Genomic DNA, 22,785 nt, shown 5'->3' on the forward strand with positions numbered 1-22,785 from the left:
CCACCGATCGATCAGAAGCCGGACGCCGAAGGAACCGGACACCGAAGGAAGCGGGCAGCGAAGCCATGAGCACCACCGAGAGCGACGTGGTGGGCCACCGCCTGTACGACCTCGTCGCAGCCCTGATGCCACCGATGCGCTCGATCACCGGCAACGGGGTCCGGGCGACGCTGGACCTGGTGCGGGCGGCGCTGCCGGCCCAGGTCCCGCTCACCGTGCACGAGGTACCGACAGGCACGCCCGTCCTCGACTGGACGATCCCGCGGGAGTGGAACGTCGCGGGTGCCCGGCTCATCGGGCCGGACGGCCGGGTCGTCCTGGACGCCGCCGACAACCCCCTGCACCTGCTCGGCTACAGCATCCCGATGCGGGCCAGGATGCCCCTGGACGAGCTGCGCCACCACCTCTACTCGATGCCGGACCGGCCGGACTGGGTCCCCTACCGGACCTCGTACTACAACGACGCCTGGGGGTTCTGCCTCACCGACCGCCAGCTCGCGGCGCTGCCCGACGGCGAGTACCAGGTGGAGATCGACACCTCGCTCACCGAGGGCTCGCTGACCTACGGCGAGATCGTCCTGCCGGGCACCAGTGACGAGGAGTTCCTCGTCACCACGCACCTGTGCCACCCCGCGATGGCCAACGACAACTCGTCCGGCATCGCGGTGGCGATCGAGCTGGCCGCCGCGCTGGCCGCCCGGACACGCCGGTACACCTACCGGCTGCTGTTCATCCCCGGGACGATCGGTTCCATCACCTGGCTGGCCCGCAACCCGGGCGTGATCGGGCGGATCCGGCACGGCCTGGTGCTCACCGGCCTGGGCGACCGCGGTGCTCCGACTTACAAGCGCAGCCGGCGCGGCAACGCGATCATCGACCGGGCCACGGCACGCGCGCTCGCCGAGACGGGACGTCCGCACCGGGTCGTGGACTTCTCGCCGTACGGGTACGACGAGCGCCAGTTCTGCTCGCCGGGCTTCGACCTGCCGGTCGGCCGGTTCGGTCGCAGCCAGCACGGCGAGTACCCGGAGTACCACACCTCGGCCGACAACCTCGAGTTCGTGACGCCGGAGTCGCTGGCCGACTCGTTCTCGATCCTGCGGCGCACGATCGAGATCTGCGAGGCCGACCGGGTCTGGCGCAACACCTCCCCCTACGGCGAGCCGCAGCTCGGCCGGCGTGGGCTCTACCGCTCGATCGGCGCGACGATGAACCGCGCGTCGATCGAGATGGGGTTGCTGTGGGTGCTCAACCTGGCCGACGGCACCCGCGGCCTGCTCGACATCGCCGAGCGCGCCGACCTTCCCTTCGACGCGGTCGCGAACGCGGCGGACGCACTGGCCGGCGTGGGCCTGCTGGTCGAGGAGCCGTCGGTGGCAGGGGCGTCCGCGTCCCTGGCAGCGGCATCCCTGGCGGGCGCGTCCGCGGCCTCGGTCGTGATCGGTTGAGCATGGACGTCGTCAGCCCGACCACGGGACGGGCCGGGTCAGCGGATCCGTCCGGGTCAGCCTGGGCGATCGTGCTGGCGGCCGGCGGCGGCACCCGGTTCGGTGGCCCGAAGCAGTTCGCCGACCTCGGTGGCCGGCCACTCGTCGCCCACCCGGTGCGCGCCGCCGGCCTCGCCTGTGACGGAGTCGTCGTCGTGCTTCCCCAGCATCTGCTGGAGCGGTGGACACCGCCGGCCGGTGTCCTGGCGGTGCCCGGCGGCGCGATGCGCGCCGACTCGGTGCGGGCGGGGCTGGCGGCCGTCCCCGCCGACGCCGAGGTCATCGTGGTGACGGACGCCGCGCACCCGCTCGCCACCCCGGCGCTGTACCGCGCGGTGGTCGCGGCGGTGCGCGCCGGCGCCGACGGCGCCGTCCCCGGGCTGCCGCTGACGGAGGTCGTCAAGGAGGTCGTCCCGCAGGCCCGGGCGGACGGCGGGACCGATCTGGTCACGGGTGCCTCGCTGCCGCGGGAGACCCACCGGCTGGTGCAGACGCCGCACGCGTTCCGGGCGTCGGCGCTGCGGGCGGTGCACGCCGACGCGGCCGAGGCCGTCGAGGACTCGGCGATGGTCGCCGACGCCGGCGGCCGGATCGTCGTCCTCGACGGCGAGCCGGCCAACATCCACGTCACCACGCCGGAAGAGCTCGACCTCGCCCGGCTCCTTCTCAAACACGTCCAGGACGAGGGAGAACCAGATGAGCACAGTGCTGCTCGACTCAGCGCTGTCTGACGACGACCGGCGGGCCAAGCTCTACGAGGGCGAGCTCTTCGTCTACTCGCCGCGGCCCAGCACCACCGCGTTCGTCGAGTTCACCAGGGAGCTCATCCGGGACGCGTTCGGCGACCTGGATCCCGAGACCGCGCAGTACCACATGCCGGTCGAGGACTACGCGGCCCTGCTCGCCGAGCTGAAGCCGCGGTTCATCCACCACCCGACCTGCAAGGAGCTCATCCCGGCGATGCTCGCCGAGCTGGGCTGCGACATCTCCAAGACCTACTTCGACGTCCCGCGGCTGCGGACGTCGACGAGCGACGACTACCTCACCTCGGGTATCGCCTACGCGTTCCACCCGCACCGCGACACCTGGTACTCGGCGCCGTTCTGCCAGCTCAACTGGTGGATGCCGATCTTCGACATCGTGCCCGAGAACGGACTTGCCTTCCACCCCCGCTACTTCGGCCAGGGCGTGAAGAACGGCTCGCGCACCTACAACTACTACGAGTGGAACAAGACGAACCGCGCGTCGGCCGCCAAGCACATCAAGTCCGACACCCGGGTGCAGCCCAAGCCCGAGGAGGAGGTCGAGATCTTCCCGCAGACGCGGGTGATCGCGCCCCCCGGCGGCATGCTCGTCTTCTCCGGCAACCAGCTGCACTCCTCGGTGCCGAACAACTCCGGCCGCACCCGCTTCAGCATCGATTTCCGCACGGTCCATTTCGACGATGTGGTGAACCACGTGGGCGCGCCCAACGTCGACTCGGAATGCACCGGCACGACGATGCGTGACTACCTGCGCGGCACCGACCTGAGCCGCATCCCCGAGGACCTCTGCCTCAGCTACGACGAGGCTCCCCCGCTGCCGGACGCCATCCTCGTCTACGACCACCAGACGGCCTCGTGAGCGGCGACGCAGCACCGAACCCGTCGCCGGGCCCGTCGCCGTCACCGGAGTCCGGGCCGGCCGCGACGCTCACGGCCGTCGCCACCGGCCCGCTGGCCGGCCGGGTGGCGGTGGTCACCGGTGCGTCGAGCGGCATCGGCCGCGCGGTCGCCGCCCGGCTGGCCGGTGACGGCGCGACCGTGCTGGCGCTGGGCCGGGACCAGGCCCGCCTGGACGCCCTCGGCAAGGAGGCCGCGGCGCTTCCCTCCAGCGGATCGCTGGTGCCCATCCGGCTCGACCTGACCGACACCGCCGCGGTGGAGCGGTTCGCCGCGGACACCGTCGTCCGGTACGGCCACGTTCACCTGCTCGTCCACAGCGCCGGCGGCTACCTCAACTCCCGGGTCGAGGACGCCTCCGTCGACGACTTCGACGCGCAGTACGCCGCGAACGTCCGCGGGCCGTTCGTCCTGACGCAGCGGCTGCTTCCCGCGCTGCGCGCCGCGGCCACCATCGACGGCGACGGCACCGTCGACAGCGACGGTGCCGCACCCGCTGGTGCGGACGTGGTGGTCATGAACTCGTCGCAGGGTGTCCGCGCGGGTGCCGGGACCAGCCAGTTCGCGGCGACGCAGCACGCGATGCGCGCCGTCGCGGACAGCCTGCGCCAGGAGATCAACTCCGACGGCATCCGGGTCGTGACCATCCACCTGGGCCGGACGGCGACCCCCCGCCAGGAGGCGATCTTCGAGCGGGAGGGGCGCAGCTACCGCCCCGAGCTGCTGATCCAGGCGGAGGACGTCGCCGACCTCGTCACCTACCTGGTGCAGCTCCCCCGCACCGCCGAGGTCACCGAGCTGCATCTGCGGCCGGCGCTGAAGAGCTACTAGGGCCGGCGCCCGGCGCTGCTGGCAGCACCCACCGGTACCGGCTCACGATCCGGTACCGGTGGCAGCCACCTTCGGGCCACCGAAGAGCTCGAGATAGCGCTTTGCGCTGTTCGGGTTCGTCGCCGGGTTGTGCAGGGACGAGGCGACGTTCTCCTCCTCGGCCGGTGAGGCACTGTAGTAGGCCTCATAGGCGAGGATGTCCTTGTTGGCGACGAAGAACTCGTACATCTTCTCGATGTAGAACGGGTTGTCGGCACCGCCGCCGGCGCTGGCGCGGCGGTCCAGGCCCCACTCCGGAACGGCGAGGCGCTTGCCGTGCTCGCGCGCGAACTTCGCCACGGTGCACACGCCCGACGCCCGGTTGCACTGCTCGTTGAAGATCTTCTGGCTGAGCGAGGCCGGCGAGCTGTCGTAGGCGTCGATGCCGATGATGTCGACGACATCGTCTCCGGGGTAGGCCTCCCACACGTTGTCGCCGTTCTCCATCGTGTCGCGATGCGCGGTCATGTCCCATTCGATCTGCACCTGCGGGGCGATCGACCGGATCGCGGCGGCGGCGCGGGTGAAGCAGACCTTCCAGGTGCCGGTGTCCTTGGGAAGCCAGGGGTCGAACCAGTCGCCGTTGAACTCCCAGCCGAGCCGGACGATCGCGTCCGGCCGGCCGTTGCGGACCAGGGTGGTGCCGAAGTCGCGCCAGTGGCTGTCGTAGGCGCCCGCCGCGCAGGCCGCCTCACTGCTCCCCTTCGCCAGCAGCGGCTGGGCGATCGAGAGCTGCCCCGGATAGGTCTCGGGGCGGAAGTCGGACATCGGCCAGTCCGCCTGGGTGATCGTCTGCCAGTTCGTCCGAGCGGTGAAGACGACGGCGACGTCGGTGGCCCGACCGATCCAGGCCTCCCAGGACGCGAGGTCGTTCGGCGGGTTGGCGTTGGCGCCCGATACCCAGCTCACGCCGGTGGTGGTGGGGTGGGTCGCGGGAACATCCTCGTCGCCACCGGTGAAGACGATGACAGCCACGGCCAGCAGGACCACGGCAAGGGCCGCGCTGGCCGCGCCGAGCAGGAGCAGCCTGCGTTGCCGGCGTTGCCGCTGCGGGGTCGCACCGGTGTCCGGCGGCACGACCGACCACGCGGACCGCTCCGCGCCAGGCCGTCTGGAACCCCCGCCTTCCATGCCCCCACCTCCATCGCCGGCGCACGATGACGCCCGAAGATCATTTGATGTGCACGCCGGCACCAACGCGACCGCCTAAACGGAGCACCGGGGACGGACGGTTCCCGCGAGCGGCGGCAGTCAGCTGCGCGACACATCTGGGGACAAGATCCCCCGCCTTCTCACCTCTCCCGATCATCACGACACGTACTACTGGTATTACCTGTCGCAACAATGACGCCACGTGAGGTTTGCTAACCATACCTGGTCGCGCGGGGACCGCGGCGGCCGCCACGAGGCCGCATTTCGCCCACCGCTAGACTGTCGCTCCGGGCCGACGCCGGTCACCCGCAGCGGCGATGCGGCCGTCAACCCACTGCCCCGACGGGTCGATCGGGCGGGTCGCCAGCCAGCCGAAGCGATGCGAGCGATACGCGGCACGGCGCAGGCCAGACATGCCGACGCGGCAGAAACGGGGGCGGAAACAGGTGGTCACCACCACCCTCACCACGAGGATTCCACGCTCCTGGGTGATCCCCACCGCCGAGGTGACCGCCGAGGACCCACGCAACGCACGGATCCTCAAGACACTGACGATCCTGCTCTGCGCGAATATCTTCCTGCAGCGGATCGCCATCCCGGTCGCCGGCGCCCAGCTGCAGCTCATCCTGCCGATCACCATCGTCGGCGTCATCGTGATGATGAGCCACGGCGACATCCAGGTGAATGTCGGCCGGGTGCGCGCCTATCTGCTGGCGATGACCGCCTGCTGCGCGGCCGCGCTGGTCTCGTTCCTGCGCGAGCTGGACGACAGCGCGATCACCTCGCTCATCCTCCTGTTCGCCACGTATGTGCCACTGTGCTTCGGCCTCGCTCCGAGCGACGCCAAGTCGATCTTTCCCCGGGTGCTCGACCGGTTCGTGACGCTGACGACGATCCTGGCCGGGATCGCGATCTTCCAGTTCGCCATCCAGCTCGTCGGCTGGCAGTACACGGACGTCCTCAAGCAGGTCGTGCCCGACAACTTCCGGATGCACGGGTTCAACACCAGCTACCCGGTGCAGTACGGATCGAGCCTCTACAAGTCGAACGCCTTCATCTGCCTGGAGCCGTCGTTCTGCTCGCAGTTCCTGGCGTTCGGCCTGGTCGTCTGCGTGCTCCGCTCCGGCAGCTGGTGGCGCTACGTCCTTTACGTGCTCGCCCTGCTCTCAACGGTCTCCGGAACCGGCGTCGTGCTGCTGGCCGTCGCCCTGGTGCTGCTCTCGGTGCACAAGGGTGCCCGGTTCGCGACCACGGCCTTCGTCGGCGTCGCCATCGTTGTGACGATCCTCAGCTTCACCCCGGCGGCGAGCATCTTCGCCGAGCGAGCGACCGAGACCTCCTCGAACAACTCCAGCGGAAGCCTGCGGTTCGTCCAGCCCTACACCAGGACCTGGGATGCGCTGGACAAGGATCCCGTCACTGTCCTCTTCGGTTCCGGCCCCGGATTCGCCGACCGCGACGCGATCGAGTTCTTCCTCCGGACCAGCCTGCCGCTGAACTACGCGCTGCTACCCAAGCTCGTCCTGGAGTACGGCGTGATCGGGACCGTCGCCTTCCTGGCCTTCGTCCTGTCCATGTTCGTGCGTGGCTCGCCGTCGTTCGTCCTCTCCGGATCGGTCATCGTCTTCTACAGCGTGCTGTCGGGTGGTCTCCTCAGCCCCGTTGTGACCACGCTGGGCATGCTCCTCGTGTCCTGGTTCACCACGACGCCCGAGGACGAACGCTGGAACCGTCCACGAGTCACGGCCCAGATCGATCCCGCCTTCGCCGCCCCACTCGCTCCGGCCCAGCACAGCGTCTAGAGACGGGCGCCAAGCCGCCACGCGGGGCTGGGGGTCGCCCTGCTGTCCGCCGGCAGAGCCCCTGTTCTTCACAGCCGCCCCTGGGCGTGACTGTGGCTCCTGCTGGGCGTGACTATGGCTCCCGCCGGTCCGCGTCCGTCTGCCGCCCGGGTCCCTGCCGCCCGCCAGGGATCCGCACCGCCAACCGGCACCAGCAATCCACATCAAAAGGCGCAAAAGGGGTGCCGAGCGCCCTGACAATCCGCAAGAGTGCAGGATTCTGGTCGTCGGAACGACCAGAATCCTGCACTCTTGTCCGCTAGCAGGCCGCGTTTAGCAGGCCACGTTCCGGAGCCGCGGCTCGAACTCGAAGCGGAATCACTCTGTCGCAGGCGCCAGCAGCCAGCGGGCCTGCGGCCAGCTGCGGCCAGCTGCGGCCAGCTGCAAGATCAGCCAACAGCACAGAACTGACCAGTCCAGGGCTACACCAATGCGACAGGCGCGCCCGCCTGCCACCGCTCGCCCTTACCCGGACGGCCCAGGAGCACGGCTCCCCATTCCGTTCACGTGGCGGCCAGGGGGCTTTCCGCGCCCCCCGCCAGGCCCCACCACCCCGGCCTTGCGTCCGACAAACAGCGAGGGGCGGGTCGGTTCGGGGCTCTGCCATGCCCCGAGCGACCCGCCCCTCATTCGGTGCGGCCCTGCTCCCCTCCCCCGCCGGCCCGGTGATCCCGCTACCGGCGGAGGTACTGCCTTGCCTCTTCCGTGCCGTGCCTGTCGTGCTGCGGCGGCCTCACTCGGCCGCCTGTACTCAGGCCCTTGCGCCCGCTCAGCGATTCGGCCGCGCGTAGCGGTCGGTCGCCTCGGTGTCGCGTGAGCCCCGGCCATGTGGCTCGGCACCCACCGGCGAAGCGGACGTGATCGACTCTACCGAAGCCGACGTCGAAGAACGACCACCACCGGCGTTGCGCCGCACCGCGGTACGGCCGTCGTGCACCACACCCACGACCCGCTCGGCCAGCGCCGGCCAGTCGCGCGGCACCTGCTCAAGCTCCTTGAGGTTGGTGTCGGACGAGGTGATGACGACGACGGCGTCCGCCTGGATCGCCGAGGCGGCGGTCATCGGCAGGTCCGCGAGCGCGGCGGTGACCAGGATGACGAGGTCCACGACGGGCGCGCGGTCGGCCAGGATCGGCGCGAGGCCGCCGGGACGCGCCGCCCGGGCCGGCGAGACCCGGTTGTACAGGATGTGGCCGCGACCGGTGCCGGAGGAGCGAGCCAGGCAGGTCGGCTCGTGCGCCCAGTGGGGCAGCTCGGCCGAGGTGGGCCGGGGCAGCCCTTCCAGCGAGGCCCGCACCTCGGACTGGGCCGAGGTGTCGAGGATCAGGACCACGCCCTGGTCGTCCGACCAGGCCGCGGCGACCGCGGCGACCAGCTCGGAGCTGAGGTCCGTCCGCGAGGCGGGGGTGAAGGCCACCACCTTGCTGGTCGGCGACATCACCGCCGACATCGCGGAGACCAGGGTCTCCGCCGCGTTGGCGCTGGTGCGGTTCGGCGGCAGGTCCGCGATCAGCGGCACACCCAGCAGGTCGGCCGAGTTGTGCGGGTCGAGGATGGTCGGGCGCCGCTGGTACATGATCCACAGCCCGGCGATGGAGCCGAACAGGCCGAGCAGCGCGGCCACCAGAACGTTGCGGAACAGGTTGGGTGCGACCTGCCCGTTCGACTGGGGCGCCTCAGCGAGGCGGACCGAGGCGTTCGCGGCGTAACCCGCCACGCCCGCTTCCTTGAGCTTGGTCTCGATCTCCGTCAGCTCGCCGCTGAGAACGCGCCCCCTGCTCAGGCTGAGTGCATCGTTCGCCTGGCCGAGCCCTGCCAACTCCTGGAGCTTTGCCTGCCGCGCCGCATTGAGCGCCTCGACGCTCGACGTGTCGCCGTTGCCGGACTTGCCGAGCTGGGCGATGTAGGCGTTCTTCGCCTTGTTCACGAAGTCGATCGCGGCCTGCTGCGTCGGACCCTTGCCGATGATCGTGAAGAAGTAGCCCTCGTCCGACGGCGTGGTCTTCAGCCGGTCGGTGACGTCATCACGGGAGATCTTCAGATCCGAAGCGATCGTGTCCAGCGTCGCTGTCGACGTCGCGAGCTGGGCCTGGGTCTGGGTGTAGCGGCCAGGGTCGACCGAATCCGGGATGCCGTCCGTGCTCAGGAAGATCCGCGAACTGGCCTCGTAGGTGGCCGCCTGCTGCTTGGAAACGATCATCGCGAGCGCGGCCAGAATGACCGTGGCGATGACGATGACCATCCAGCGCGGCTTGATGATGCGGATCAGCGACGGCGCGGAGGGAGCACGGCCGCCCTCGGCCGGCTGCCCGGAGCGGCTCATCGCGCGCCCGCCTCAGCGCCGCGCGGACGCCGCGAGGCGCCAGCCCGCCGCGTGCAGAGCAGCGCTGGCGCGGGCCCTCCCGGTCGCGAATGAAGCGGAGTCAATTGGGCCCCCCACAGGAGCGTCAAGCCGGTCATTTAGACCACGGCCAAGATCTGACGGAACCGATTTGTGAGCATAGCCGATAGCGCAAAGTAAGCGGTCTACGCCATCGACGCAACCTACCGTTCCGTTAAATTTCCACCGTCGGACAGGCCACCACGGCTACCGTGCGGTCCCGACCCGGCCACCGACGACGATCCGGACGCGGACGGCGATGACGTAGCGTGCCTGCCCGTCGACGCCCTGCCCGTCGACGCACTGCCCGTCGACGCACTGCCGGTCGCCGCGTCGGGCAGATCGAGGGCTCCGCTTTCACCGACGCCCGGCAGGGCGATGCCCCGGCCGGGCGTGCCACCGCCCGCCTCGGCCGCGGCACTCTGCCGCGCCGCCACCGCCGCGAGGCGCTCCGCCTCGTGATCGCGGATCACTCGGCGCAGCTGGATCCACCAGACCGGCGCGATACCCCAGAACACGACGTTGAAGCCGATGACAGCGCCCCGCGCGTCTCCCAGCAACAGGCCGATGATCGGAAACGCGAACAACATCGGCGCCATCACCAGATTGATCCGGAACGTCTTTCTGGTGTGACCGAGCGCGTACATGATGCAGGCCGGCCCGGTCGGCACGGCGGTCCCGGCGTAATGCAGCGCGGAAATCAACAGGATGGCGTGCGCCCCCGGCCAGCTCGCCCTGAACAGAAACTCCCCGAGCGCCGGGAACAGGATGAAGATGAGGCTCCAGAGGAATCCGAGCCCGACAACCACCGAGGTGAGGACCACCGCGGCCTGTTGGCGGGCCCGGGCTGACATGTCCATCCGGCGGGACAGCTCCGGGACCGCGAAGCTGACGATTCCGACACCGATCACGGTCGTCGGGCCGAGGACGGTACGCACGGCGCTCAGGTCACCGACGATCTCCGCGGAACGCAGCGCGCCCATGAGCAGGATCGACGCCTGCAACGCGCCCTGGACGGTGATGAACTCCGCCGTCAGGTTGGACGCGTTGGCCCGGTTCTCCCTGACCCAGGCCAACGCACGGGACGGCGCCGGCCACAGGCCCGCCTGGGCCACTCCGAGCAGCGCCGCGACCAGTGCGGCGACGCCCCAGGCCAGCAGCATCGGCGGGGATTCCGCCACCCCGCGCCGGATGAGCACCGCCAGCCCGACAACCTGGACCAGGGCCCAGGCGACGTCGTTGACGAAGGCCTTGACCGGCACGCCCTGCGCGAAGAACACATAGCGCCAGGCATCCTGCAGCAGCAGCCCCGGCAGGACGAAGCCCATGATGACCAGCCCGCTGCCTACCCGCCCACCGATGAGCAGTCCCACCAGGATGGAGGGAAGGCTCAGCACCGCGCCGAACGCCAGGCAGGCCCCGGTGGTCGAGGCGGCCGCGTGCCGGAACGCGGCGGCCGACCGCCCGGCATATGCGATTCCCAGCGGCACACAGCAGCTCGACCGCGAAATGCCGATGATGACCGAGAAGATCAGATACGGGACGGCGAACCCGGCGGCGTACTCCGTCTTGCCCACGTAGTGGGCGACCAGGATCGAGACGGCGGCGTTGGTGGCGCTGGAGACGCCCTGGTCGGCGAGCGTCCAGATCGCCTTCGTCTTCGTCGAACCGCCGCCGGTCCGCTTCTCCTCCGCCGCCCGCGCGCCGGGCCGCTCGGCACCGGACGGTGTGGCGGCGGCTCCGACCAGGTCCGGATCATCGGCTCCGTCGAACCGGCCGCGCCGGGAGTCGGACAGCCGGTCCGGATCCGAGGTCCCCGCGGGCGCGCCGGCACCGGCCCGGGAACGGGGCACCGGCGTGTTCCCGGGCACGCCGGATCGACGGACCACCTGGGTGCTGGCGGCATCGCCGTCGCCCCGGTTGCGCCCGTACAGGCGCGGGATGTACTCCGTCTGGTCCGGTACGCGCGCGTCTTCCAGCTCCAGCCGCCGCCGTAGCGCCGACAGGTCGATGGTGTCGGTGAACGCGCTGATGAAGTGCAGGTCCGGGCCGCGCGTCTCGGGCGGCGGGTCATGGCGTTCCCCGCGACCTCCCCGTCCACGGCCGGCGGCCTGGGAGCGTCGGGTGGCCGGGTCGGATCCCCCGCCGGGGCTCGGAGCAGCCGACTTCCCCGCATCTGATCGTGACTGACCCCGACGCCCGGTCGCGGACCAGCCGCGTCCCGCCCTTACTCCGTGCTCGGCGCTACCCCCGGGCTCGGCGCTGCCTCCAGGCCCGGCGCCGCCGGGGCGGCCGGTGCCGGTGGGTGGCGCGGCGTCCTGGGCCGCCGGCCGGGGAGTTCCCCCCCGTGACCGCTCCTGCGCCTGCCAGTTCCGCGCGGGAGGGGGCGTCGGCGAGTCCACCCGGATGCCGGGCACAGGATCCGGTGCCCTCGGCGGCCGTTCCCCGGGCACCGGTGTCGGCTGCCGGGCTGGCGGCGGTGTCGGTTGGCGGACCGCCGGTGGTGTCGGCTGCCGGGCTGGCAGCGGTGTCGGTTGGCGGCCGGCGCCTCGCTCCGGCGGTACACCGGGCCCTCCGACCATCCGCACCGTCGTCTCGGGCAGGACCCAGGCATCGGAAGGAGTGGCCGGTGACGGCGCCGCCGGTGCGGAACCCCGGGCCGGCTCCCCTGGAACCGGCGTCACTCCCGGCGGCGTCACAGCGCCGGCCGGTGATGCGCCGTCAGCCGGTGGTACGACGCCGGCCGGTGGTACGACGCCGGGTTGGGAGACCGATCCTGGCGGTGGCGTGTTCCCGACCGGGCTGCGCGGCATCGCGGTCCAGCCCGGAGGCGGTGTCAGCGCGCGCGACGCACTCCGCCTGCCGGGAACCTCGCCGTCGGACGCCGGCCCCGCTCCGGGAGGTCCGGAGGGCGGCGGGGTGCTGAACCATCCGGGCTGCTGGCGGTTGTCCCCGGTCTGGCGGTGCCTCCCCGGCTGCCGTCGCTGGCCGGGCTGCCGCTGCCCGTCAGGCTGCGCCTGATGCTGGCCGGGCTGCTGGTGCTGGTGCTGGTCGTGCTGGCCGGCGGTCGGGTACCCGCCTCCCGGCGGAGGCGTCGCCTGCCGGGCGGACAGACCCTCCACCTGAATCGGGCCGGACGTCGGCCGGCCCGGGCCGGGACCTCCTCGTGGATCGGGCGGCTCCGGGGAGCTGTTCCTGGGCACCGGAGGACCACCCACCTGGACACCCGGAGACACCTGCACCGGCCCGACCGGCGAGCCCGAACCCGAACCCGGCAGATGAGGCGAGCCCGGTGGCGAGTCCGCGGGCGGAGGCGATGACCCCGCGCCGGTCAGGTTCGGCCCATTACCCGAATCGCGGCCCGAATCACGGCCCGAATCGCGCCGGCCCCAGCGGGTTCGCCGGGCGCGGGGCACGTACTGGGTGCTTCCGGCATCGCCGGACGGCAACTCGGGCGGGAGGTCGGCGTCCTCCCCGCCCGCGGCCCTCGGTTCCGTGCCGAGATCGGTCATGCCGGACGCCCCGCTCCGCCGGGCAGGCTCAGGGCGCCCGGAGCACGGGGTGCACGGCACAGCCGGACGGCTGCCGACACAGGTGTCATTGCTTCGGTGGGTACCGCTTCCCTAGAGAACGACCGGACGGGGAACGGGGACGATGAAGCGCCCGCCCCGGGCGGCGTACTCCTCCTGCTGCGCCATGATCTCCTTCTTCACGTTCCAGGCCAGGAGCAGCAGGTAGTCGGGCTGACGCTCCAGCAGGACGGCCGGGTCGAGGATCGGGATCCGCGCACCGGGGATGTACTTGCCCTGCTTGTGGACGTTGCGGTCGACGACGAAGTCGATCAGCGAGTGGTCGATGCCGGTCGAGTTCAGCAGGGTGGCACCCTTCGCGGCGGCACCGTAGGCGGCGACGGACTTCCCGTCCGCCCGCAACGAGCGCAGCAGCTCGGTCAGCTCGGTCTGCAGCACACGGACGTCGTCACCGAAGCTCGCGTAGCGCTCGAACGAGCCCAGCCCGGCGGCCCGCTCGGCGTCCAGCACCTCGGCCACCGAGGCCGTCGGCGCGGCCGCCGCCTGCTGCTGCATCCGCCAGCGCAGCGTGCCGCCGTGCAGCTCGGTGAACTCCTCGACCCCGACCAGCGCCAGGCCGTGGCGGCGCATGAGGGCGTCCACGGCGATGGTGGAGAAGTAGCAGAAGTGCTCGTGGTAGACGGTGTCGAACTCGTTGTGCGCCAGCAGCGCGCCGACCCCGGGGTTCTCGACGTCGATGATGCCGTCGTCCTTCAGCAGGATCGAGAAGCCCTCGACGAAGCTGTTCAGGTCCGGGACGTGGGCCATCACGTTGTTCGCGATGATGACGTCCGCCTTGAGGCCCTCGGCGACGAGCGCGCGGGCGAGGTCGGCGCCGAAGAACTCCTCACGGGTGGGCACACCCGCCTTACGCGCCGCGGCCGCCGGCCCCGGCGTCGGCTCGATGCCGAGCACCGGGATGCCCCGCTCGACGAACGCCTTGAGCAGGTAGCCGTCGTTGCTGGCGACCTCGACGACCAGGCTGTCCGGCCCGAGGTCGCGGCTCGCGATCAGGTCGATCACATGCTTCTCGGAATGCCGCACGAGCATGTCGGAGAACGAGGAGAAGTACGGGTAGTCGGCGTCGAAGATCTCGTCTGCGGGCAGCGCGTGGGTGAGCTGGACGAGCGCGCACTGCTCGCAGAATCCGACCTCCAGCGGGAAGACCGGGTCGACCGCACCAAGCGCGTCCGCCTTCACCAGCCGGTTCGCGACCGGAGTGGAGCCCAGCGACAGGAAGAGCCGCGGAGCGGGCCCGTCGCATGATCTGCAGGCGGTGACCGGGGCGGCGACGCCCCCCGCGGCCGTGCTTCCTTCTGCTGCGCTACCGGATGACATTCGTTCCCCTGTTCGAGGTCACTGCGGCGCGGTGACCAGTGAGCGGCCTGCGTTGGGCTGCGGCCGGTCCGTAGCCGGCCTCGTTCGAGATGATGACGACCGCGATCCTGACGGCAATCGTGGTGCTGGCCCGACGCCCGCTGGCCGCCTTCGGTCAGCGGCCACGAGCTGGACCACCAGCAGTCGCATCCGACCAGATCACCATGACAGGCATGCAAACAACCTGATCACTGGTCCTCCCGCGTTCCCGGTCCGAGCCGCCACCGGGCACTTCCACGCTACTGAAGTGCCCTGTGCAGCCAGCCCGGGGCCGACTTCGCCCGCTTCGTCCGACCTCCTGCCCGTGCTCGGCCACGGCAGGCCGACCATCCCGTGACGTGAGTGTCACACACGTACGGAGTTGACCTGACGCAAGCACGCCGGGCATCTCGACGAGCGCCACAGAAGCAGCCACGGGCACGGGCACGGGCACGGGCACGGGCACGGGCACGGGCACGGGCACGGGCACGGGCACGGCGGTCTATCGGGTGGCGGCCCCGCTCGGCACGGCGGCGGGCAGCAACGTCCAGGCGCGGTCCTTGTCCGAGATCACGGAGACAGGCAGCGGCCAGGCGATGCCGAGGCGCGGGTCGTCGAAGCGGAGCCCGCGATCGTGCCCCGGGGTGAACGGCACGTTCATCTGGTAGGTGGCCTCTGTGTCGTCCACCAGGGTCTGGTAGCCGTGGGCCAGGCCGGCCGAGATGAACAGTGCCCGGTGGTTGTCCGCGGTCAGCTCCACCGCCACGTGCTCCAGGTAGGTCGGCGAACCCGGCCTGGTGTCGACGACGACGTCCAGCAGCGCCCCGCGGGTGCACCGGACCAGCTTGGTCTCGCGCACCGGCTCACCGGCCCAGTGCATGCCGCGGACCGTCCCGGCGAGCCGGTTGTAGGCCACGCTGCACTGGGCGACGGAGACCTCCAGCCCGGCGGCGGCGAACTCCTCGGCGCAGAAGGTGCGCGCGAACAGCCCGCGGGCGTCGGTGAAGGCCTCGACGTCGACGACCGTGACGCCGTCGACGGCGGTGGGCGTGAGGATCATCAGGCGGTCCAGAACAGCTCGGCGTCGACCTGCCCGGTGCCGATCAGGTACTGGAGCTGCTTGAGCCGGGTGTGCCCGCGGCCGGTGAACGTCTCGGCGTCGAGCTGGATGCGGCTGAAGACCTCGTGCAGCTGCTTGGCGCCGCTGTGGGCGTCCCAGTCGCAGGCGAAGCCGGGGAGCTGGGTGGCGATCTTCTCGAAGGACACCCGGTAGCTGCGGTTGTCCCCGCCGTTGTCGCCGAAGCTCAGCCGGCAGCCGGTGAAGACGGTGGCGACCGCGTCCGCGATCTCCTTCACCTGGTAGTTCTGCGCGCTGTCACCCACGTTGAAGATCTGGTTGTGGACGGCGTCGCGCGGCGCGGCGAGCACGCAGCGGATCGCCTTGGCGATGTCCAGGCCGTGCACCAGCGGGCGCCAGGGCGTGCCGTCCGAGGTCATCGCGATCTCACCGGTGGTCCAGGCGACCCCGGCCAGGTTGTTCAGCACGATGTCGAAGCGCATCCGCGGCGAGGCACCGTAGGCCGTCGCGTTGCGCATGAAGGTCGGCGAGAAGGTGTCGTCGGCCAGCGGCGCGACGTCCCGCTCGACGAGCACCTTGCACTCCGCGTACGGGGTCTGCGGGTTGACCGGGGACGTCTCCGTGACGTCCGAGCCGGTCGCGACCCCGTAGACGCTGCAGGACGACATGTAGACGAAGCGCTCGACGCCCGCCTGCTTGGCGAGCTTCGCCAGCTGCACCGACCCCTGGTGGTTCACCTTGTAGGTGACGTCCGGCGCGAGCGCGCCGAGGGGGTCGTTGGACAGCTCAGCCATGTGCACGACGGCGTCGACGCCTTCGAAGTCCTCGACGGTGAGGTTCCGGAGGTCCTTGTCGATCGTGTACGGAACGCGATCCATGCCGCGGTAGAGCCAGCCGAACTTGTAGTAGCCGGTGTCGACACCGACCACGTCGTGACCATCGCGCAGCAGCTCCGGGGCCAGCAGGCACCCCAGGTAGCCTTCCGTGCCGGTGACGAGCACCTTCATTCGCGAGTCCTCCCGATCTCGACAACGGCACGCCAGATCCACACGCGACCCAACGTTCCGACCCCAGAAGGTACCGAGGTGGTCGGAGGGGTCGTTGTCGACGCCCCGCCAGATTCCTGTCCGTCTGGCGACGACCACTCTGCGCATACCCTGCGGGGCCCGGTCACCGGCACAAAAATGTGATTCCCGCCACCTCGAGTCCCCGACATGCGTCGGGCCCAGACGTGGGGTCTGTCGACTCAAAGACAAACGCCCACACAACGCCCGGGATGTGTCAGGCTCGGCGACGGACATCAAGTGAGCCTTTTCCGTCTCACGGCCCGTGGTCAGGATGCCGGTGGGTCCACGTCGGCGACGGAAAAGCTCACGTCCCATGTGAAGGCGTGATGCGCCACCCCTGGTCCCGCGTTGGCGGAACGTCCGAAGGCAGGTCGGTTGGTGATGGGTGGCCGACGCGGAAGCCGCACGGCGTTGTCGGCCGTGGTCCTCACCTTGTCGTTCGCTGTGCCCGCAACGGCGGCCGTCGCGGCCGGGCCCACCTCCGCGGCGGGGCCCACCTCAACCCCCGGCCTCTTCTCGTCCAGGGAGGAGCAGTGGTACCAGCAGAGCCTCCGGCTGGCTGACGCGCACCAGGTGAGCCTCGGCGCCGGAGTCGTCGTGGCCGTCATCGACGGCGGCGTGGACGCCACCCATCCCAAGCTGCGCGGCCAGCTGCTGCCCGGCGCCGGCATCGGTACGGACGCCGCGGCCGACGGGCTGCGGGACGACGACCCCGACGGCCACGGCACCGCGATGGCCGGGATCATCGCCGGCCGTGCCGACGTCGGGGATCCGGCCGTCTGGGGGGTGGCACCGGCGGCGAAGGTCCTGCCGATCTCCACGGGCGTGCGGGCGGACTCCGACGAGGTCGCCCGCGGGATCCGGATCGCCGTGGACCGCGGCGCCGACGTGATCAGCATGTCGCTGGGCTCGGTGGGGCATGCCACCGACGCCGAGGAGCGTGCCGTCCGGTACGCGCTGGAGCACGACGTGGTCGTGGTGGCCTCGGCCGGCAACACCGAGCCCGGCGACACCGCCGTGAACTCGCCGGCGAACATCCCCGGGGTCATCGCCGTCACCGGCACGGACTACCGCGGGCGCTTCTGGGGTGGCTCGGTGCAGGGGCCACAGTCCGTCCTGGCCGCGCCGGGGCCGGCGATCCGGGTTCCGGTACCGACGCGGGTCTCCGAGGACGGGCTCGACACCGGCGGCGGCACCAGCAACTCCGCCGCGATCGTCGCGGGTGTCGCGGCGCTCGTCCGGGCCGAGCTGCCCACCCTCGACGCGGCCAACGTCGTCAACCGGCTGATTCGCACCGCAACCGACATGGGCCCGCTGGGACGTGACGACCAGTACGGCTTCGGGCTCGTGGACCCGGTCGCGGCACTGACGACCGAGATCCCACTCGTCACCACGAACCCGTTGCTCGCCGCGCGCAGCCCCGGTGCCGCCGCGGCGGGCGATGCCACGGCGGCCAGTTCAGCGGGCGGCAGCGCGGCGGCGGGCAGCCTCACGGCGGCCCCGGACGACTCCGCCGGCCTCGCCCCCTCGAAGCGCTCGGCCGGGCCCTCCGCGGCGCTGTGGATTCTCATGCTGGGCCTGGCCACGGTCGAGGGTGCGCTGCTCGGAGCACTCGCGCACCTTCTGTTCGGCGCCCGGTACGCGGCGATGCGCGAACGCCGCAGGCAGCGAAGGGCCACACCGGTGGATCCGAGCTGGCCGTCGCCAGGGCACGCACCCGCGCCAACGCCGGCCTGGCCCGCGGCGACACCGGCGTGGTCCGCACCTGCGGCAGCCCGACCCGCGCCGACAGCGGTTCGGCCGGCACCGGCGACCGCCCCGCCCGAGCCCGCCGCGCACATCGTCCGGCCACAGGCACCGCCGGGACGGCCCACGATGCCGGTACGTCCGGTGCGTCAGTACCCGCCGGCCAGCCGGCCTCGGGCCGCCGCGCCACCACCACCGTCGACATCGACCGGCCGACCGGTCGACACCCGGGCCTGGACGACCCCCCGCTGACCAGCCGAGGCGTTCCGGGGGCCTCCAGCAAGTAGCTCCGCGCCGCTGGCGGCGGCCGTCAGCGGTCGGCCGTCAGCGCGGCGGCGGGCCGACCAGCAGGCCCTTGATGTACGCCGCGTGCTCGTCCGCCGTGGCCTTGTGGCCGCGGGCCCGGGAAAGCGCGGTACGCCCGGCATAACCCGCGACGAGCATGGAGCGCATGACGTTCACCCGTGCCGGCGCGTTGTGCTTGCGCAGATAGCGGACCATCGAGGCGCCGCGCATCTGGAGCATCCAGGTCTTGCCGGCGCCGGAGCCGCCCGCGCCGTGCGGAACGAACAGGTCGGTGCGCAGCTGCTGACGCAGCCCCGCCTCCCGAATCGCCCGGCCGAGCGCCATGTCCTCGTTGTAGACGTAGAACGTCTCGTCGAAGCCGCCCAGCTCCAGGAAGGCCTTGCGGCGCACGGCCATGCAGGCCCCTGTCAGCCACTCGGGGCTCATCGGGCGGTTGGGCTTCGGGCGGGCGAACAGCGCCGACGACGGCGCGATCTTGTGTGCGCCGAGCACATGCATGAGGACCCGGCGCGGAGTCGGCTCCCAGCCGCCGTTCCCGAGCTCGGGCCGGCCGTCGGTGCCCTGCATCGTGGCCGCGCTGACGACCAGCTCGGGGTCACGCTCAAGGTCGTCCACGAGCGCCTGCATGATCTCGACGGTCGGCCGGCTGTCGGGGTTGCCCAGCACCACGTACTCGTAGGCGGACGAGCGCATGCCCATGTTCGAGGCCTTCGCGAAGCCCTTGCCGCCGCCCGAGTCGATGTACCGGCCGTTCGGCCGCTGCGCGACGAGCTCGTCGACCTTGTCCACGCCCTTGGCGTTGTCGGTGACCACCACCGGCAGGTCGGGCGGCAGCGTCTCGAACATCTGCTCAAGCTGACCACGGCTGTGGAAACTCACCAGGGACAGCTCGAACGACCAGCCGGGCGCGACGGGCCGGGCGCTCGGTGCGGCCGCGGATGTGGCTGCGTCCGCCGCCATGTCCGTCGCGCCCGGCGCGTCCGCGGACGTGCTGGGCGCTGTCGGCTCCACGGGCTCGGTTTCGGCAGCCGGGACGGCATCGTTGTCCGACACGTGAACTCCTCTCAGCTCGCCCTGGAGGCCGGCGTGCCCGCGGGGCCGGAGGCGGCCTCGGGAGCGGACGGAAGCTGGGTCGGGGACTGCGCGGCGACCGGGGCCTGCCGTTCCGGCTTCGGCCAGACCGCGGGACGGTCGTGGGCGAGGAAGCGGCGTACCCCGCCGAGCGCCACGGCCTGCAGGAAGAACACCTGGGCCACCAGCCGGCTCGGGCCGGGCGGCGTGCCGCCCCTCATCAGCACGCCGGCGCTGGCCGCACCGGCCGCGTTGCCGACCAGGAAGACCCTGGCCCCCCAGCTGTGCCGCGCCGCCGGCACAGCCAGCGCCACCAACGCCACATGTGCCATCGGCCCGAACGAGGATCGGACGAGCCGGTGCCCCCAGAGCTGGGCGGTCACGGGCAGCGCGCCGGGGACGAGCGCCTCACGGCGCCGCCAGAGCATGTCCAGGTTCCCGGCGACGATTCGGGTACGACGTTCCCATTCGGCGTCATAGTCCGGTGCGGACGTCTCTATCGAATACGCCTCGGGCTCGTAGACCACCCGCAGACCACTTTCGAGAATGTCCAACGCGAGCCAGGCATCATCGACCGCGGTGTCGCCCGGCAACGGGCGGAACGCCTTACGCCGGAAAGCGAGCATCTCGCCGACCACGCCGATGGTGGCACCCGTCGCCGACTCACACTGCTTGAGCCAGGACTCGAACTTCCAGTAGAAGCCCTGGGCACCCGCCGGGTCGTCGACCTGTTTCTCACCGGCCACCGCTCCGACGGTCTCGTCGGTGAAGTGGCGGGCCGCCGCGCGCAGCGCGTGCGGCGCCAGCACCGCGTTGGCATCGGTGAGCACAACCACGTCATGGCTCGCCGCCGCGACCCCGCGGTTGACCGCGCGGGCCTTGCCCAGCCGCTCCCCGGAGGAGAGGACGCGGACGCCGGGGCGGCGGGCGGCCGCGGCCGTCTCCGCGTCGTCCGCGACGACCACGATCTCCATCTGCCCGGGGTAGTCCGTACCGGTCAGCTCGTCGAGCTTCGTACCGATGACGGCGGCCTCACGGTAGGCGGAGACCACCACGCTCAGCCCCGGCCAGACCTCCGGGTCCTCCGGCTGTGACGGTGTGAGCCCACGACTCCGGTACCCGATATAGGCGGGATACAGAACGTGACCGTACACGGCGGTCGCACCGAGTGCCGCGATCGCGACGCCCTTACCGAACGCACGAGCTCCTGTCATGGCATTACCGTAGCGGTGGCCTTGCGCGTCCGCAGAGAGGCCCCCGGGCATCGTTCCCGTCAGATCGGCGACGCCCGCCGAGCCGCGATCACCAGCCGCTCAACGGATCGGCTTCGCCGTGGTCTGATCGGTGATCTGGTTCGCGCAGACAGACGGGCATGTCACCTCGCAGCCGGTCCGTGTTTATTGCGCTCGCAATGAAGCCGAAACAGCCGTGTTCCCCCGCCGCATTCCGCCACGGGCCGCACCGGACTTGTCCCACGGGCCCTGGCGCGCGGGACTTTCGGCGCGGGCATCTGCCAATCCGGCCGGCGTCCGGTGGTACCAAAGTGCCAGTCGGCCGCGAGCCGGTCCCGCCAGCAGGTCCCACCAGCCGGCCCCGCACGGGCCGGTCCCCCACGACGGCGCGGGCGCGGGCGGCGACGCCCCGGCCCGCCGTTCGTGGACCGGTCGGCGGCGGCGCGGGACCAACGGGCTACAGTTGCTGGGATGAGCGACTCCGAACGCTGGATCGTCGTGGTCGAGGAGCCCTTCCTGCCCGCGGATGCCGGTGGGCGTGTGGAGACATTCAGCTTCCTCACCGCAGCCTCGGCGGCCGGTATCCGGATGCAGGTCCTGGTGCCGTCCCGTACCGACCTCGATATCGCCGCCTATGAGGAGGCCGTCCCCGGCGCGGCCGTCATCCGGCTTCCCCGGGACGACAGTCCCCTCGCGCACCTGTCCCCGCGGCCCTTCATCCACGCGTCGCGCCCCGTCGGGCCGTTGCGCAAGGCCCTGCAGCAGACGCCGCCCCGAGCGGACTTCGTCATCAGCTACAGCTGCCGGACGTCGCATCTGGGCGAGGAGATCGCACGCATCTGGCGTCTTCCGCACCTGGTGCGCGCGCACAACATCGACTCGGAGTTCTTCCACGTCCTCGCCCGGAGCTCCAGCGGGCCCCGCGCGGTCGCCTACGAGCTGGAGTACCACCGCCTCCGGCTGGCCGAGCAGGAGATGCACCACTCGCCGCTCATCAACGCCATCGCCGACATCTCGGTCGAGGACCACGAATGGCGCCGGCCACGGGCGAGCGTCCCGACGTACCATCTGCCACCGTTCCTGCCGGCCAGCACGGTCGCGGGTGTGCGGGCGGCGGGCGGGCTCGCGGGCATCGAGCGGGCGGGGACCACCGCGGTGTTCGTCGGCTCGCTGGACACGCCCACGAACATCGAGGCGCTGCGGTGGTTCCTCGGGGGCTGCTGGCCGACGATCCGCCAGCGCCACCCCGAGGCGATCCTGCAGGTCGTCGGGCGGCGCCCCGAAGAGGGCCTGGCACAGTGGCTCGGCGGTTTCGACGGTGTCGAGCTGCACACCGACGTGCCGAGCGTCCTCGGCTATGTCGCCGGCGCCACGGTGTCGGTGAACCCGATGCAGTCCGGGTCCGGTGTCAACATCAAGGCGATCGAGGCGATGTCGGTCGGCACACCGGTCGTGAGCACGCCGACGGGCAGCCGTGGCCTCGGCTGGCGCGCGGGTGAGCACCTGCTCGTCGCGGACGACCCGGCCGCGTTCGCCGACGCGGTCTGCGGCCTGTTGGAGAACCCGTGGCTGGCCGCCGAGGTCGGCACCGCGGGCCGCGACTTCGTCCTGCGAGAGCTTGATCATGCGACGCTCATCGGCCGCCTCCGGAGCATGCTGGCCGATCAGCATCACGCGGCCTCAGCCACGGCGCCGGGCCAGCCGGCCGCGACACCCCGGTAGCCCCGCGACACCCCGGCAGCCCCAGCGGATCCCGAGCTCCGGGCGACCGTTGCCACTTTTTCCACAGTTGCCAGCAGCGAGATCTGAGGATTCTGGTCGGTGGGACGACGCAGATCCTCAGATCTTCGAACCGTGACCTCGGGCCGCCGTTGCCACCTGGCAGGACTCGAGGATTCTGGTCGTTGGAACGACCGAAATCCCCCACACCTCGCAGGTGCCGGGTGGCCAGCTTTCGTGCTTGCCGGGT

General features: G+C 71.2%; 15 protein-coding genes. 7 read left to right on the forward strand and 8 right to left on the reverse strand.

The annotated features are described in order from the left end of the window. Positions 1–65: 65 nt before the first annotated feature. From ACG83_RS07375 to ACG83_RS07390, 4 genes are read left to right on the forward strand one after another with little or no spacing between them, the layout of a single operon-like run. Positions 66–1,448 carry a DUF4910 domain-containing protein gene (locus ACG83_RS07375; protein ID WP_054565252.1) on the forward strand — a complete coding sequence of 461 codons (1,383 nt, stop codon included), beginning with the start codon at positions 66–68 and terminating at the stop codon, positions 1,446–1,448. A 2-nt stretch (positions 1,449–1,450) separates the two neighbouring features. After that, entirely contained in the window at positions 1,451–2,218 is a 768-nt protein-coding gene (locus ACG83_RS07380; RefSeq protein ID WP_054565253.1) for a 2-C-methyl-D-erythritol 4-phosphate cytidylyltransferase, read from the forward strand. Further along, positions 2,184–3,110 (forward strand): hypothetical protein, encoded by a 927-nt coding sequence (locus ACG83_RS07385; protein ID WP_054565254.1) that lies wholly within the window; start codon positions 2,184–2,186, stop codon positions 3,108–3,110. The genes ACG83_RS07380 and ACG83_RS07385 overlap by 35 nt, the downstream gene beginning before the upstream one ends. After that, a complete protein-coding gene (locus tag ACG83_RS07390) occupies positions 3,107–3,979 on the forward strand; it encodes an SDR family oxidoreductase (RefSeq protein ID WP_369812858.1) in 873 nt (290 codons plus the stop codon). The genes ACG83_RS07385 and ACG83_RS07390 overlap by 4 nt, the downstream gene beginning before the upstream one ends. A 42-nt stretch (positions 3,980–4,021) precedes the next feature. On the opposite strand, the gene ACG83_RS07395 is transcribed toward ACG83_RS07390, so the two are convergent. Beyond that, positions 4,022–5,149 (reverse strand): glycosyl hydrolase, encoded by a 1,128-nt coding sequence (locus tag ACG83_RS07395; RefSeq protein ID WP_054565255.1) that lies wholly within the window; start codon positions 5,147–5,149, stop codon positions 4,022–4,024. 467 nt (positions 5,150–5,616) lie between these two features. On the opposite strand from ACG83_RS07395, the gene ACG83_RS07400 reads away from it, so the two are divergent. After that, entirely contained in the window at positions 5,617–6,972 is a 1,356-nt protein-coding gene (locus ACG83_RS07400; protein WP_235497718.1) for a hypothetical protein, read from the forward strand. 808 nt (positions 6,973–7,780) lie between these two features. On the opposite strand, the gene ACG83_RS07405 is transcribed toward ACG83_RS07400, so the two are convergent. The 5 genes from ACG83_RS07405 to ACG83_RS07430 form a co-directional block, all read right to left on the reverse strand. After that, the gene (locus ACG83_RS07405) at positions 7,781–9,334 is read right to left on the reverse strand and encodes a hypothetical protein (RefSeq protein ID WP_054565257.1); all 1,554 of its coding nucleotides are present in this window, start codon (positions 9,332–9,334) and stop codon (positions 7,781–7,783) included. 221 nt (positions 9,335–9,555) lie between these two features. Next, on the reverse strand, positions 9,556–11,808 hold the full coding sequence (locus ACG83_RS07410; protein WP_235497720.1) for a teichoic acid transporter: 2,253 nt from the start codon (positions 11,806–11,808) through the stop codon (positions 9,556–9,558). 1,206 nt (positions 11,809–13,014) lie between these two features. Further along, positions 13,015–14,298: a class I SAM-dependent methyltransferase gene (locus ACG83_RS07420; protein WP_054565259.1), complete on the reverse strand. Its 1,284-nt coding sequence runs from the start codon at positions 14,296–14,298 to the stop codon at positions 13,015–13,017. A gap of 520 nt (positions 14,299–14,818) precedes the next feature. Further along, positions 14,819–15,376 (reverse strand): dTDP-4-dehydrorhamnose 3,5-epimerase family protein, encoded by a 558-nt coding sequence (locus ACG83_RS07425; RefSeq protein ID WP_054565260.1) that lies wholly within the window; start codon positions 15,374–15,376, stop codon positions 14,819–14,821. Then, positions 15,376–16,401 carry an NAD(P)-dependent oxidoreductase gene (locus tag ACG83_RS07430; protein WP_006543172.1) on the reverse strand — a complete coding sequence of 342 codons (1,026 nt, stop codon included), beginning with the start codon at positions 16,399–16,401 and terminating at the stop codon, positions 15,376–15,378. Before ACG83_RS07430 ends, ACG83_RS07425 begins: the two co-directional genes overlap by 1 nt. Before the next feature lie 441 nt (positions 16,402–16,842). Here ACG83_RS07430 and ACG83_RS07435 point away from each other — a divergent pair, with 441 nt between their 5' ends. Then, positions 16,843–18,459, forward strand: coding sequence for a S8 family serine peptidase (locus tag ACG83_RS07435; RefSeq protein ID WP_054565261.1), 1,617 nt, complete (start codon positions 16,843–16,845; stop codon positions 18,457–18,459). Positions 18,460–18,531: 72 nt separating this feature from the next. Here the strand turns inward: ACG83_RS07435 and ACG83_RS07440 are convergent, their stop codons facing one another. Both ACG83_RS07440 and ACG83_RS07445 read right to left on the reverse strand, forming a co-directional pair. Continuing rightward, positions 18,532–19,473 (reverse strand): glycosyltransferase, encoded by a 942-nt coding sequence (locus ACG83_RS07440; protein WP_054565506.1) that lies wholly within the window; start codon positions 19,471–19,473, stop codon positions 18,532–18,534. 104 nt (positions 19,474–19,577) lie between these two features. Then, on the reverse strand, positions 19,578–20,798 hold the full coding sequence (locus ACG83_RS07445; RefSeq protein WP_054565262.1) for a glycosyltransferase family 2 protein: 1,221 nt from the start codon (positions 20,796–20,798) through the stop codon (positions 19,578–19,580). Positions 20,799–21,287: 489 nt separating this feature from the next. On the opposite strand from ACG83_RS07445, the gene ACG83_RS07450 reads away from it, so the two are divergent. Continuing rightward, complete coding sequence (locus tag ACG83_RS07450) at positions 21,288–22,538, forward strand: glycosyltransferase (protein WP_054565263.1); 1,251 nt, start codon at positions 21,288–21,290, stop codon at positions 22,536–22,538. Positions 22,539–22,785: the final 247 nt, after the last annotated feature.

Origin of the sequence: Frankia sp. R43 (assembly GCF_001306465.1) — a bacterium.
Classification (GTDB): Bacteria; Actinomycetota; Actinomycetes; order Frankiales; family Frankiaceae; genus Parafrankia; species Parafrankia irregularis.

Bases quoted from the DNA above. Each gene is read 5' to 3' on its own strand.
- ACG83_RS07440 (WP_054565506.1), bottom strand. From the start codon at position 19,473: ATGGCGGCGGACGCAGCCACATCCGCGGCCGCACCGAGCGCCCGGCCC.
- ACG83_RS07430 (WP_006543172.1), bottom strand. From the start codon at position 16,401: ATGAAGGTGCTCGTCACCGGCACGGAAGGCTACCTGGGGTGCCTGCTG.
- ACG83_RS07435 (WP_054565261.1), top strand. From the start codon at position 16,843: ATGGGTGGCCGACGCGGAAGCCGCACGGCGTTGTCGGCCGTGGTCCTC.
- ACG83_RS07420 (WP_054565259.1), bottom strand. From the start codon at position 14,298: ATGTCATCCGGTAGCGCAGCAGAAGGAAGCACGGCCGCGGGGGGCGTC.
- ACG83_RS07425 (WP_054565260.1), bottom strand. From the start codon at position 15,376: ATGATCCTCACGCCCACCGCCGTCGACGGCGTCACGGTCGTCGACGTC.
- ACG83_RS07450 (WP_054565263.1), top strand. From the start codon at position 21,288: ATGAGCGACTCCGAACGCTGGATCGTCGTGGTCGAGGAGCCCTTCCTG.
- ACG83_RS07380 (WP_054565253.1), top strand. From the start codon at position 1,451: ATGGACGTCGTCAGCCCGACCACGGGACGGGCCGGGTCAGCGGATCCG.
- ACG83_RS07385 (WP_054565254.1), top strand. From the start codon at position 2,184: ATGAGCACAGTGCTGCTCGACTCAGCGCTGTCTGACGACGACCGGCGG.
- ACG83_RS07395 (WP_054565255.1), bottom strand. From the start codon at position 5,149: ATGGAAGGCGGGGGTTCCAGACGGCCTGGCGCGGAGCGGTCCGCGTGG.
- ACG83_RS07375 (WP_054565252.1), top strand. From the start codon at position 66: ATGAGCACCACCGAGAGCGACGTGGTGGGCCACCGCCTGTACGACCTC.
- ACG83_RS07445 (WP_054565262.1), bottom strand. From the start codon at position 20,798: ATGACAGGAGCTCGTGCGTTCGGTAAGGGCGTCGCGATCGCGGCACTC.
- ACG83_RS07405 (WP_054565257.1), bottom strand. From the start codon at position 9,334: ATGAGCCGCTCCGGGCAGCCGGCCGAGGGCGGCCGTGCTCCCTCCGCG.